12 protein-coding genes are annotated in these 12,536 nt (G+C 67.2%); 6 read left to right on the top strand and 6 right to left on the bottom strand.

All coding sequences use genetic code 11. From position 1 onward, the window contains the following. Window positions 1–120 precede the first annotated feature (120 nt). A complete protein-coding gene (locus QZM15_RS15695; RefSeq protein WP_089464717.1) occupies window positions 121–1,794 on the top strand; it encodes an electron transfer flavoprotein-ubiquinone oxidoreductase in 1,674 nt (557 codons plus the stop codon). A gap of 151 nt (window positions 1,795–1,945) precedes the next feature. Here the strand turns inward: QZM15_RS15695 and aroC are convergent, their stop codons facing one another. From aroC to QZM15_RS15680, 3 genes are all read right to left on the bottom strand, one after another. Beyond that, window positions 1,946–3,046 (bottom strand): chorismate synthase, encoded by a 1,101-nt coding sequence (aroC, locus tag QZM15_RS15690; RefSeq protein ID WP_059575828.1) that lies wholly within the window; start codon window positions 3,044–3,046, stop codon window positions 1,946–1,948. Between the two features lie 268 nt (window positions 3,047–3,314). Further along, window positions 3,315–5,249 (bottom strand): MFS transporter, encoded by a 1,935-nt coding sequence (locus QZM15_RS15685; protein WP_124658959.1) that lies wholly within the window; start codon window positions 5,247–5,249, stop codon window positions 3,315–3,317. Window positions 5,250–5,388: 139 nt separating this feature from the next. Then, complete coding sequence (locus tag QZM15_RS15680; RefSeq protein WP_034207093.1) at window positions 5,389–5,844, bottom strand: CBS domain-containing protein; 456 nt, start codon at window positions 5,842–5,844, stop codon at window positions 5,389–5,391. Window positions 5,845–6,001: 157 nt separating this feature from the next. Between QZM15_RS15680 and QZM15_RS15675 the strand changes: the two genes are divergently transcribed. Beyond that, window positions 6,002–6,319 (top strand): Mpo1-like protein, encoded by a 318-nt coding sequence (locus QZM15_RS15675; RefSeq protein WP_059640702.1) that lies wholly within the window; start codon window positions 6,002–6,004, stop codon window positions 6,317–6,319. Between the two features lie 15 nt (window positions 6,320–6,334). Here QZM15_RS15675 and QZM15_RS15670 read toward each other — a convergent pair whose 3' ends face one another. Then, window positions 6,335–7,663: a YihY family inner membrane protein gene (locus QZM15_RS15670; RefSeq protein WP_302106704.1), complete on the bottom strand. Its 1,329-nt coding sequence runs from the start codon at window positions 7,661–7,663 to the stop codon at window positions 6,335–6,337. A gap of 145 nt (window positions 7,664–7,808) precedes the next feature. Here QZM15_RS15670 and wrbA point away from each other — a divergent pair, with 145 nt between their 5' ends. From wrbA to QZM15_RS15650, 4 genes are read left to right on the top strand one after another with little or no spacing between them, the layout of a single operon-like run. Beyond that, window positions 7,809–8,429 carry an NAD(P)H:quinone oxidoreductase gene (gene wrbA, locus QZM15_RS15665; protein WP_059640698.1) on the top strand — a complete coding sequence of 207 codons (621 nt, stop codon included), beginning with the start codon at window positions 7,809–7,811 and terminating at the stop codon, window positions 8,427–8,429. Beyond that, a complete protein-coding gene (locus QZM15_RS15660; RefSeq protein WP_059575836.1) occupies window positions 8,426–8,818 on the top strand; it encodes a DUF2069 domain-containing protein in 393 nt (130 codons plus the stop codon). Before wrbA ends, QZM15_RS15660 begins: the two co-directional genes overlap by 4 nt. A gap of 18 nt (window positions 8,819–8,836) precedes the next feature. After that, window positions 8,837–10,258, top strand: coding sequence for an FAD-binding oxidoreductase (locus QZM15_RS15655; protein ID WP_059640694.1), 1,422 nt, complete (start codon window positions 8,837–8,839; stop codon window positions 10,256–10,258). A 25-nt stretch (window positions 10,259–10,283) separates the two neighbouring features. Then, window positions 10,284–11,123 (top strand): metallophosphoesterase, encoded by an 840-nt coding sequence (locus tag QZM15_RS15650; RefSeq protein ID WP_104012262.1) that lies wholly within the window; start codon window positions 10,284–10,286, stop codon window positions 11,121–11,123. Window positions 11,124–11,182: 59 nt separating this feature from the next. Here the strand turns inward: QZM15_RS15650 and QZM15_RS15645 are convergent, their stop codons facing one another. Together QZM15_RS15645 and QZM15_RS15640 are read right to left on the bottom strand one after the other, a co-directional pair. Next, a complete protein-coding gene (locus QZM15_RS15645) occupies window positions 11,183–11,335 on the bottom strand; it encodes a hypothetical protein (RefSeq protein WP_167351608.1) in 153 nt (50 codons plus the stop codon). A gap of 117 nt (window positions 11,336–11,452) precedes the next feature. After that, a complete protein-coding gene (locus QZM15_RS15640) occupies window positions 11,453–12,394 on the bottom strand; it encodes a LysR family transcriptional regulator (RefSeq protein ID WP_059640691.1) in 942 nt (313 codons plus the stop codon). Window positions 12,395–12,536 lie beyond the last annotated feature (142 nt).

Below are 12,536 nucleotides of genomic sequence, written 5' to 3'. Positions count from 1 at the left end.
ACCCTAGCACAAAAAATAGAACGATCGTGCTAATCTACCTGCATGTTGTTGCGGCAAGCGTTTCGTTTCGCAGACAATACGCTCCCGAATAAAAGCATTCTAACGGTTAGAGGAACGCCAATGACCCCCGCAAGCCTCATCGAGCAATACGGCCCGCGCGAATCGATGGAATACGACGTCGTGATCGTCGGCGGCGGCCCCGCCGGGCTGTCGGCGGCGATCCGGCTCAAGCAGCTGGCCGCCGAGAAAGGCGCCGAGATCGGCGTGTGCGTGCTCGAGAAAGGTTCCGAGATCGGCGCGCACATCCTGTCGGGTGCGGTGATGGACCCGCGCGCGATCACCGAGCTGTTTCCCGACTGGAAGGAACGCGGCGCGCCGCTCGACGTCGAGGTGACGGAAGACCGTTTCCTGTTCCTGTCCGAGAAGAGCGCGGTCACGACGCCGAACTGGGCGCTGCCCGACAACTTCAAGAATCACGGCAACTACGTGATCTCGCTGGGCAACGTCACGCGCTGGCTCGGCCAGCAGGCCGAGGCGCTGGGCGTGGAAATCTTCCCGGGCTTCCCCGCCGCGGAGATCCTGTACAACGACGACGGTTCGGTCAAAGGCGTCGCCACCGGCAACATGGGCGTGGGCAAGGACGGCGAGCCGACCGAGAACTTCCAGCTCGGCATGGAGCTGCACGCGAAGTACACGCTGTTCGCCGAAGGCTGTCGCGGCCACCTCGGCCGCCAGTTGATCGCGAAGTTCAAGCTCGACGCGAACGCGGATCCGCAGGCGTACGGGATCGGCATCAAGGAACTGTGGGAAATCGATCCGGCCAAGCACAAGCCGGGCCTCGTGATCCACACGGCCGGCTGGCCGCTGAAGTCCGATACGTACGGCGGCTCGTTCCTGTATCACATGGACAACAACCAGGTGGTGGTCGGCTTCGTCGTGGGCCTCGGCTACACGAACCCGTACCTGTCGCCGTTCGAGGAATTCCAGCGCTACAAGACGCATCCGTCGATCCGCGCGTTCCTCGAAGGCGGCAAGCGCGTGTCGTACGGCGCGCGCGCGATCACGGCCGGCGGCCTGCTGTCGCTGCCGAAGACGGTGTTCCCGGGCGGCGCGCTGATCGGCGACGACGCGGGCTTTTTGAACGCATCGCGGATCAAGGGCAGCCACGCGGCGATCAAGACCGGGATGCTGGCGGCCGATGCGGCATTCGACGCGGTGCAGGCCGGGCGTCAGTCGGACGAGCTCAACGCGTACCCGGACGCGTTCAAGCAATCGTGGCTGTACACGGAGCTGTACCGCGCGCGCAACTTCAAGCAGTGGATGGCCAAGGGCCTGTACCTAGGCACGCTGATGGTCGGGATCGAGCAGAAGGTAATGGGCGGCAACGTGCCGTGGACGCTGCATCACCAGCACGCGGACCACGAGATGCTGAAGCCGGCGTCGCAATGCGAGCCGATCGACTATCCGAAGCCGGACGGCAAGCTGACGTTCGATCGCCTCTCGTCGGTGTTCATCTCGAACACGAACCACGAGGAGAACCAGCCGGCGCACCTGACGCTGAAGGACGCGAGCGTGCCGGTGAACGTGAACCTGCGCACGTACGCGGGGCCGGAGGCGCGTTTCTGCCCGGCGGCGGTGTACGAGTTCGTGAAGAACGACGACGGCGGCGATCGGCTCGTGATCAACGCGCAGAACTGCGTGCACTGCAAGACCTGCGACATCAAGGACCCGACGCAGAACATCGTGTGGGTCACGCCCGAAGGCGGCGGCGGGCCGAATTACCCGAACATGTAACGACCGGAACGCGCCGCCACGAGCGGCGCGTTTTGCGTGCGTCACGGCACACCGCCGCAAACGAAACGGGGCGCTGCATCACGCAGCGCCCCGCTTGCATTCATCGTTTGCCGGACGAGGCGACACGCGCCGCGCCCCCACCTGCTTTGTATCAGGTCGCGCTGCCGGCGATCTTCGGCGTCGACGTCTCGACGTCGCCGCACTGCGCACGATGGCGCAGCGCATGGTCGATCAGCACCAGTGCGAGCATCGATTCGGCGATCGGCGTCGCACGAATGCCGACGCACGGATCGTGGCGGCCAAAGGTTTCGACCGTCGCCTCTTCGCCGGACTTCGTGATCGAGCGGCGCGGCGTGCGGATGCTCGACGTCGGCTTGATCGCGATCGACACGGTGATGTCCTGGCCCGTCGAAATCCCGCCGAGCACGCCGCCCGCGTGGTTGCCGACGAAGCCGGCCGGCGTCAGTTCGTCGCCATGCACCGAGCCGCGCTGCGCGACGCTGTCGAAGCCCGCGCCGATCTCGACGCCCTTCACCGCGTTGATGCTCATCATCGCCTTCGCGATATCGGCATCGAGCCGGTCGAACACCGGTTCGCCCCAGCCGACCGGCACGCCCGACGCGACGACGTCGATGCGCGCGCCGATCGAATCGCCGTCCTTGCGCAGCGCGTCCATGTAGGCTTCGAGCTCCGGCACGACCGCCGCGTTCGGCGAGAAGAACGGGTTCTCGTGCACATGCGACCAGTCGACGAACGGCACGTCGATCTCGCCGAGGGCGCTCATGTAGCCGCGCACCTCGACTCCGAAGCGCTCGCGCAGCCACTTCTTCGCGACCGCGCCGGCGCCGACGATCGGCGCCGTCAGGCGCGCGGACGAGCGGCCACCGCCGCGGTAGTCGCGAATGCCGTATTTCTGCCAGTAGGTGTAGTCGGCGTGGCCGGGACGGAACGTCTCGACGATGTTGCCGTAATCCTTGCTGCGCTGGTCGGTATTGCGGATCAGCAGCGCGATCGGCGTGCCGGTCGTCACGCCTTCGAACACGCCCGACAGGATCTCGACCTCGTCGGCCTCCTGCCGTTGCGTCACGTGCCGCGACGTGCCCGGCTTGCGGCGATCGAGTTCGACCTGGATGTCGGCTTCGGTCAACCCCATCCCCGGCGGGCAGCCGTCGATCACGCATCCGATCGCGGGACCGTGCGATTCGCCGAAGGTCGTGACAGTGAAAAGCGTGCCGAGGGTATTGCCGGACATGATGGAACCGCCCAAAGAGAAATGGGCAAACCGATGCGCTGCCGGGGCCGCGGGCAGGTCGATCGTTTGCCGGTCGAAAAAAGAGGTAAACCGCTATTATGCCAGCCGTCCCGGGCCCGCGGGCCGTGTGAACCGTTCAGATCACCGGGGCCGGCCGTGGCCGCGGCGTGGCCTGCCGTCGCTCGGCCGCACCGGGGCCGGGCGGGCCGTGCGGCTCGCCGCGCTCGTCGCTGCGCGGCAACCGGCAACCCGCACCCGGCCGCCCCGCCTACTTCCGCGCGCCGCGCAGCTCGGTCACTGCCGCCTGCAGCGCTTCGGGCGTCGCCATCGACGCCGGGATCGGCTCGCCGACCGCCAGCGTCAGCCGGCTCATCACGCCGCGCTTGATCGGCCGCGGCATCCGCGCATCGGCATGCCGCGAAAAATAGCTGCCCCACAGCCCGCGCAACGCCATCGGGATCACCGGCGCCGGCGTGCGGCTCAGGATCTCGGTGATGCCGTGGTGAAACGTGTTGATGTCGCCCGTCTTCGTCAGCTTGCCCTCGGGGAAGATGCACACGAGTTCGCCGTCCTTCAGTGCTGCCTCGCACAGGTCGTACGCACGCGCGAGCATCGCGGGATCCTCGTGGCGCGGCGCGATCGGGATCGCCTTCGCGTGCCGGAATACCCAGCTCGCGAAACGCGTCTTGAAGATCCGGTGATCCATCACGAAACGAATCGGCCGGGGGCTCGCGGCGGCCAGCACGAGCGCATCGACGTAGCTCACGTGATTGCACACGAGCACCGCCGCGCCTTCCGCCGGAATCCGCTCCGCGTGCACGAGGCGGATCCGGTAGAACGTATGCACGAGCACCCACGCGACGAAGCGCAGCAGGAACTCGGGCACGAGCAGGTAGATATACGTCGCGACGACCACGTTCAGCAGCGCGGTGACGAGGAACAGCCCCGGGATGTCGACGCCGGCCTTGGTCAACCCCATCGCCATCACGGCCGACAGGATCATGAACAGCGCGTTCAGGATATTGTTCGCGGCGATGATCCGCGCGCGGTGAGTCGGCGCGCTGCGGCTCTGGATCAGCGCGTACAGCGGCACGCTGTAGAAGCCGCCGAACATCGCGAGCAGGAACAGGTCGGCGAGAATGCGCCAGTGGCGCGCACCGGCCAGGAATTCGCCGACCGACAGCAGATGGCCGGGCGACGGCAGCGCGTGGCTCGCGAAATACAACTCGATGGCGAACACGCTGATGCCGATCGAGCCGAGCGGCACGAGGCCGATCTCGACGCGCCGCTGCGACAGCCGCTCGCACAGCAGCGAGCCGAGGCCGATGCCGACAGAGAAGGTCGCGAGCAGGATCGTGACGACGTCGGGGCTGGCGGACAGCACGTCCTTCGCGAAATTGAAGAACGACGTGAGGAACGTCGCGCCGACGAACCACAGCCACGAGATGCCGAGCAGGCTCAGGAACACCGTGCGGTTCTGGCGCGCGAGCTTCAGGTTGCGCCAGGTCTCGCTGACCGGGTTCCAGTTGATCACGAGGTCGGGCTGCGGCGCGGGCGTGGGCGGCACGCGCTGCGCGACGAGCCGCCCCGCCAGCGCGATGACGACGACGCTCACCGCGAGCACGCGTTCGCCGCTGCCTTCGATGCCGGCCGCCGCGCCGCCGATGATCGTGCCGATCAGGATCGCGATGAACGTGCCCATCTCGACGAGCCCGTTGCCGCCGACCAGCTCATGTTCGCCGAGATGCTGCGGCAGGTACGAATACTTGACGGGCCCGAACAGCGTCGAGTGCATGCCCATCATGAACGTGCACAGATACAGCAGCGTCGCGCTGTGCGTGACGAAGCCGGCCGCGCCGACCAACATCAGCACGATCTCGAACGATTTCACGAAGCGCGTGAGAGTCGCCTTGTCGTATTTGTCGGCGATCTGGCCGGAGGTGGCCGAGAACAGCACGAACGGCAGAATGAAGATCGCGGAAATCAGGAACGCGGCCGTCTTCGCATCGACGCCGGAAAACCGTGCGGTGTGATACGTGACGAGCGACGTGAAGCCGATCTTGAAGACGTTGTCGTTCAGCGCGCCGAGGAACTGGGTCGTGAAGAACGGCGCGAAGCGGCGCTCGCGCAGCAGGTCGAACTGCGATGCGTGGGCGCGCCGTTCGTCGCGCCGCCCCGAAGTGGCTTGCGTGTGATCGCTCATGCGGAATACGCGCGCATCGTCTGGGCGAAGCTGCGCGGGCCTCGTGTCGTTGTTGAAAAAAAAGCGGCGCAGGCCATGCCTGCGCCGCCGCGTGCCGGATGGCGGCGCCCATGCATCGACGTGCCGGGCGCGGCGCGATTCACGGCTTGTGCGCTTCGGCTTCCGATTCCGGCCAGTCGCGGATGTATGCCTTCAGCATCCGGTTCTCGAAGCTCTGCGCCTCGACGACCGTCTTCGCGACGTCGTAGAACGAAATGACGCCCATCAGCACCTTCTTGTCGAGCACCGGCATGTAGCGTGCGTGACGCTCGAGCATCATCCGGCGCACTTCGTTGACGTCCGTTTCCGGCGTGCACGTGAGCGGCTCGTCCATCACCTTGCGCACCTGCACGTCGCCGATCGCGCCGCCATTTTCGCGCAGGCGCAGGATGATCTCGCGGAACGTCAGCATCCCGACGAGATCGCCGTACTCCATCACGACGAGCGAACCGATGTCGTGTTCGGCCATCGTATCGACCGCTTCGCGCAGCGGCTTATCGGGCGTCACGGTAAACAACGTGTTGCCCTTCACTTTCAGAATATCGCTGACGCGCATCGTAGTCCCCTCATGCTTGAATGCAAAATCTCTTTCGATCCTATCGGAAAGCCTGTCAAAAGGAAAGCACGGGCCCGCGCGGCGGCCCGCCGCCGCTTGCGGACGCCGGCCGCCGGCCGCACAATGGCCTTGTGAACGGCGGCCAGAGGAGACGGCCATGGCGCATACGCATACGGAGCAATTCGCCAGCTTCGCTGACTTCTACCCGTATTACCTGAACGAGCACCGGAACCTGACGTCGCGGCGGCTGCACTTCATCGGCTCGCTCGGCGTGATCGGCTGCGTCGCGATGGCGGTCGCGACCGGCCACTGGCCCTGGCTGCCGGCTGCGGTCGTGTGCGGCTACGGGTTCGCGTGGGTCGGGCACTTCTTCTTCGAGAAGAACCGTCCGGCCACGTTCCGACACCCGATCTACAGCCTGATGGGCGACTGGGTGATGTTCAAGGACATCTGCACCGGCAAGATCCCGCTGTAGCCGCCCGCCCCGCCTTCAGGCAGGCCGCGGCGGCCGCGCGTGCGGATCGTCCACGCGCGGCGCCGCGCCGGCGTTCCCGGCCGGCTGCCCGCCCGCGAGCCGGTGCGCGGCGATCAGCGATGCGAGCGTCACGTCGAACCGGTCGCTCGACAGTACCGCGAGCAGCGCCGCGCCTTCGACGTGGCTGCGGCGCCGCTCCAGTTGGTAGGTCAACTCCGCGCGGTCGATCACCAGCACGTCGAACAGTTGCGCGAGCGTCAGTTGCTCCGGGTTCGCGAGCAGGATGTAGCGCGGCGTGGCCTCGTCGCCGCCCTCGAGCCGCGCGACCCATTCCCGCTCCTCCATCGTCGTCAGCAAGCGCTGCGCGGTTTCCATGTCGCAGCGCAGCATCGTCGCGAGCCGCATCGCCGTGTAGCCGCGCTTGCCGGCCGCGCGCGCTTCGGCGAGCCGTGCGAGCAGTTCGAGCGCGTCGAGCAGGTCGCTCCCCGGATAATGGATGCGGTGGAACTGGCCCACCCGAATCGCCGGCAGCGCCGACGCGACCATCGCGCCGAGCAGCGCGATGAACCAGCTCAAATACACCCACAGCAGGAACACCGGCAGCGCCGCGAACGCACCGTAGACAGCCGTATATGTCGGAATGCGCCTGACGTAGTAGCCGAAGCCGCGCTTCGCGAGCTCGAACGCGACGGCCGCGAACAGCCCGCCGATCACTGCATCGCGCCATGCGACCGTGCAGTTCGGCAGGTACACGTACAGCAGCGTGAACGCGAGCACCGTCAACGGCAACGACGCGAGCGCGAGCAGCCACTCGACGATCGACGTGGACGGCCCCGCGCCGGTGAACGCGAGCGATTGCGTGAACAGATACGACGAGATCGACAGGCTCACGCCGAACAGCAACGGCCCGAGCGTGATCAGCGCCCAGTACGCGAGCACGCGCTGCGCGAACGGCCGCGGCTTGCGCACGCGCCAGATCAGGTTGAACGCCGATTCGATCGTCATCATCGTCATCACCGACGTGACGACGAGCACGATCAGGCCGGCCGTCGTCAGCCCCTTGGCCTTCGATGCGAACTGGTTCAGGTACTTGAAGATCTGGATGTTGAACTGCGCGGGCATCAGGTGATCGGCGAGGAACCCCTGCAGCGAGATCTGGAACGACGCGAACATCGGGAACGCGGTGAACAACGCGAACGCGACCGTCAGCAGCGGCACGAGCGCCAGCAGCGTCGTGAAGGTCAGGCTGCCCGCCACCTGCGGGATGCGATCCTCGGCGCTGCGCCGGGCCGCGAACTGCGCGAGGCGCTTGATGGTATCGAGATCAACGCTCAACTTCGGCAAACGGCTTCTCCTTCTTGATGCCGCGCGCGTCACGGCGCGCCGCCGCCGCGCTGCGCGACGGCTTCAGCCCCTATAATAGCCGCTCGATTCCAGCAGGGGCCGACTGCACCGGGCATGCGCGCGGCCGCACGCGGCTCCGTCGCCCATGAAAGACATTCTCGTCCTCTATTACAGCCGCCACGGCGCCACGCGCGATCTCGCGCTCGCGATCGCGAACGGCATCGACAGCGTGCCTGGCATGCAGGCGCGCATCCGCACCGTGCCGCCCGTGTCGGCCGTCTGCGAAGCCACCGCCCCCGACATCCCGGCCGACGGCCCGCCGTACGCGGAACTGCGCGACCTCGAGGAATGCGCGGGCCTCGCGCTCGGCTCGCCGACCCGCTTCGGCAACATGGCCGCGCCGCTCAAGTATTTCCTCGACGGCACGACGCCGCAATGGCTGTCGGGCGCGCTGACCGGCAAGCCCGCGAGCGTGTTCACGTCGACGGGCAGCCTGCACGGCGGCCAGGAATCGACGCTGCTGTCGATGATGCTGCCGCTGCTGCATCACGGGATGATGATCGTCGGGATCCCGTACACCGAATCCGCCCTCAGCACGACACGTACCGGCGGCACACCGTACGGCGCGTCGCACGTCGCGCAGCACGATCGGTCGTCACCCGGCGGACTGTCCGCGGACGAGAAGGCGCTCGCGGCCGCGCTCGGCGTACGGCTCGCGCGCGCCGCCGCGGCCCTTTCCAGCGCCCAGGCCGCCGAGGCGGCATGAACGCCCCCGCCCGCTCCGCCGTCGCGGCCCGGCCGCACTACGCGCTGGCCGCCGCCGCGTGTCTCGTCGCGCTGATCGCGCTGTCGCTCGCGTGGGAGCTGTGGCTCGCGCCGCTGCGCCCCGGCGGCTCCGCGCTGATGCTCAAGGCCGTGCCGCTCGCGCTCGCGCTGCCCGGCGTCTGGCGGCGTAACATCTATACGATGCAGTGGGCGAGCATGCTGATCCTCGTCTATCTTGCCGAAGGCATCGTGCGCGGCATGTCCGATCGCGGGCTGTCCGCGACGCTGGGCTGGTGCGAGACCGCGCTTGCCGTCGGCTTCTTCGTCGCGGCGCTGGCTTACGTCGCGCCGTTCAAGCGCGCGGCGAAAAAGCCGCGCGCCACGTCCTGACCCTTACGCGACAAGGTGATGATGTCCTCCGAAGCTTTCGTTTCCGCGTGCCGCGACGCGATCGGCGCCGACCACGTGCTGACCGATCCGCACGATACCGAACCGTTTCTCACCGACTGGCGCCGCCGCTACAAGGGCGCGGCGTGCGCGGTGCTGAAGCCCGCGAACACGGCCGAAGTCGCCGCACTCGTGAAGCTGGCCAACGCGCACGGCATCGCGCTCGTGCCGCAGGGCGGCAACACGGGGCTCGCGGGCGGCGCGACGCCCGATGCGAGCGGCAGCCAGGCCGTGCTGAGCGTCGCGCGCCTGAACCGCGTGCGCGCGCTCGATCCGCACAACAACACGATCACCGTCGAAGCCGGCGTGATCCTCGCCGACGTGCAGGCGCGCGCCCGCGAGGGCGGCCGGCTGTTCGCGCTGAGCCTCGCGGCGGAAGGCAGCTGCACGATCGGCGGCAACCTGTCGACCAATGCGGGCGGCACCGCGGTGCTGCGCTACGGCAACGCGCGCGAGCTGTGCCTCGGGCTCGAGGTCGTGACGCCCCAGGGCGAAATCTGGGACGGGCTGCGCGGGTTGCGCAAGGACAACACGGGCTACGACCTGCGCGACCTGTTCATCGGCGCCGAAGGCACGCTCGGGATCATCACGGCGGCCGTGATGAAGCTGCATCCGCTGCCGGCCGCGCAGGTCACGGCACTGGCCGCGCTCGAATCGCCGCACGCGGCGCTCGATTTCCTCGCGCTCGCGCAGCGCGCGGCCGGACCGCTGCTGACCGGCTTCGAGCTCATGTCGGATTTCTGCATGCAGCTGGTCGGCAAGCACTATCCGCAACTGCGCTACCCGTTCGCGCAAACGCATGCGCAGACGGTGCTGCTGGAGCTGTCCGACAACGAAAGCGAAGCACATGCGCGCGCGCTGTTCGAGAAGCTGATGGAAGAAGCGTTCGAGGCCGGGCTCGTGGTCGACGCGGTGGTCGCGGAGAACCTCGCGCAATCGCGTGCGTTCTGGGACCTGCGCGAGCACATCCCGCTCGCGCAGGCCGACGAAGGGCTCAACATCAAGCACGACATCGCGGTGCCGATCTCGTCGATCGCGCGCTTCATCGACGAGACCGACGCGGCGATCCAGCAGGCCGCGCCGGGCGCGCGGATGGTCACGTTCGGCCACCTCGGCGACGGCAACCTGCACTACAACGTGCAGATGCCCGAAGGCGGCGATGCGAAGGCGTTCCTCGCCGCGTTCCAGGCGCCGATCAACCGGATCGTCTACGACAACGTGCACCGCCACCACGGCACGATCAGCGCGGAGCACGGCATCGGCCAGTTGAAGATCGACGACGCGCAACGCTACAAGTCGCCGGTCGAAACGGCGCTGATGCGCACGCTGAAGACCGCGCTCGACCCGCGCGGCCTGATGAATCCCGGCAAGGTCCTGCGCTGAAGCCGCCTACTCCGGAGCCAATCCCGTGAAAGTCCGCGTCCTGTCCGACCTGCATCTCGAAAGCAACCTGCCCGACGCGATCCCGCATGCCGACGCGGATCTCGTCGTGCTGGCCGGCGACATCCACAATCACGCGGAAGGCCTGCGCTGGGCCGCCGAGACGTTCGACCCCGCGGTGCCGGTGATCTACGTGCCCGGCAATCACGAGTACTACGACGGGGAATTCGGCGCGCTGGAAACGGCGATGCGCGACGCGGCGCACGCGCTCGACAACGTGCACTACTTGAACAACGGCGTCTACGTCGATCCCGCGCAACGCTTTCGCGTGCTGGGCACGACGCTCTGGGCCGATTTCTCGCTGTTCGGCCGAGACGAAGCCAGCGTCGCGCGCGCGATCGATGCCGCGCTGCGCGTGATGCTCGATTTCAAGGGATTGATCCAGGTAACCTGGCCGCACGACGCAGCGTTGCATGCGGCAGCGAGTGCACCGGACGCACCGGACCGGGATTTCTCGCCGGCCGACGCGATCGCGCTGCACCGGCAAGGCCGCGCATGGCTGGAAGCGCAGCTGGCGGCGCCGTTCGCGGGCAAGACGATCGTCGTCACCCATCATGCGCCGCACCGGCGCTCGCTGGCGCAACGCTATGCGGACGATCTGGCTTCGGCGGGGTTCGTGACGGATATGGCGGACCTGGTGCGACCGCCGGTGGATCTGTGGTTGCACGGCCACACGCATACGTCATTCGACTACGTGACGGACAGCGGCACGCGCGTGGTATGCAATCCGCGCGGCTACTTTCACCGGCGCACCGGCGAATGGGAAAACCCCGCGTTCGCGTGGGACAAGGTCGTCGAGCTCGGCTGAGCGCCGAGCCCGGCCCGCCGCGTGGCGCGGCCTGCCAGACCTGAAGCGTGACGGCGGGATCAGCGGCCGGGGCGGCGCGGCTCGCGCACGCGGACCGGCACGGGCTTCATCTGCGCCTTCGCCTTCATCGCACGCAGCAGGTCGCGGCTTGCCGCCGCGGCGGCAACCGCGCCCAGCAGGACGCCAAGGCCGATCATCAGGTGCGTATCCATCGCTACTCCGGTGTGATGTATCTCGTTAATTCCAACAGTATCAAACTGTCCGATACGCGTTCGTAAAAAAATGTTGCGTGAAGGACAAATCTCGTCAGATTGCGGCCCACCGCGCTGTCATGTCGCATGCGTGTACTGTTCGAGCGCCGCTTCGTCCGCTTCGAGCGTGACCGGCAGCTCGTCGCGCAGGAAATCGACCCAGGTCCGGATTTTCGCGTCGAGGTACTGCCGCGACGGATACAGCGCGTAGATGTTCATCACGTGCGACCGGTACTCGGGCATCACGCGCACGATGTGCCCGCTGCGCAGCCAGCCGATCGCCGAATAGAGCGGCAGCCCGCCGACGCCCATCCCTTCCCGCACGGCCACCGCGAGCGCCTCGGCGACGTTCACGCGAAACGGCGGCGCCGTGATGGGCACGACTTCGTCGCCGTTCGGCCCCGCCAGCGCCCATTCGTCGAAGTGAAAGCCCGGCGCGACCATCCCGAGACACACGTGCTGCGCGAGGTCGGCCGGCCGCTGCGGCACGCCGTGCGACTCGATGTAGCCGGGCGATGCGCAGACGACGCTGTAGCTTTCGCCGAGCCGCTGCGACACGAGCCCCGAATCGGGCAGATCGCGGCCGACGACGATCGCGACGTCGTACCCCTCGTCCAGCAGGTCAGGCATCCGCTGCGCGAGCGTGAGCTCGACGTGCACGTCCGGATAGCGCGTGCGGTAGCGCGCGATGGCCGGCACCAGATAGTGCTGGCCGAGGCTCGTGAAGCAATGGACCTTCAGCTTGCCGGACGGGCGCGCATGCGCGTCGCCGGCCTCGGCTTCGGCCTGGTCGACGTAAGCGAGGATCTGTTCGCAGCGCTGCAGATAGCGCTCGCCGGCTTCGGTCAGCGCGATCCGGCGCGTCGTGCGGTTCAGGAGGCGCGTGCGCAGGTGGGCCTCGAGATCCGAGACCGCGCGCGACGCGTAGGCGGTGGTCGAATTCATCTGCTGGGCGGCCGCGGTAAAGCTACCCGCGTCGACCACGCGGACGAATACCCGCATGTTTTGTAACGTATCCATCCCACTACCCGTTTGAATGCGGAGGGATTGTTGCACATCCGCTAGCCAATATTATCCCAGGATTCGTAAAAATGAGTTTCGCCGTTGCCGGTTTATTCAGGAATCGCTGAAAAATATAATCCCCCCCGACCCATCTATATCC

Source organism: Burkholderia sp. AU44665 (assembly GCF_030504405.1).
Lineage (GTDB): Bacteria > Pseudomonadota > Gammaproteobacteria > Burkholderiales > Burkholderiaceae > Burkholderia > Burkholderia semiarida.
The sequence above is the reverse complement of the archived record's forward strand: the minus strand, read 5'-3'. Positions and strand labels throughout refer to the sequence as shown.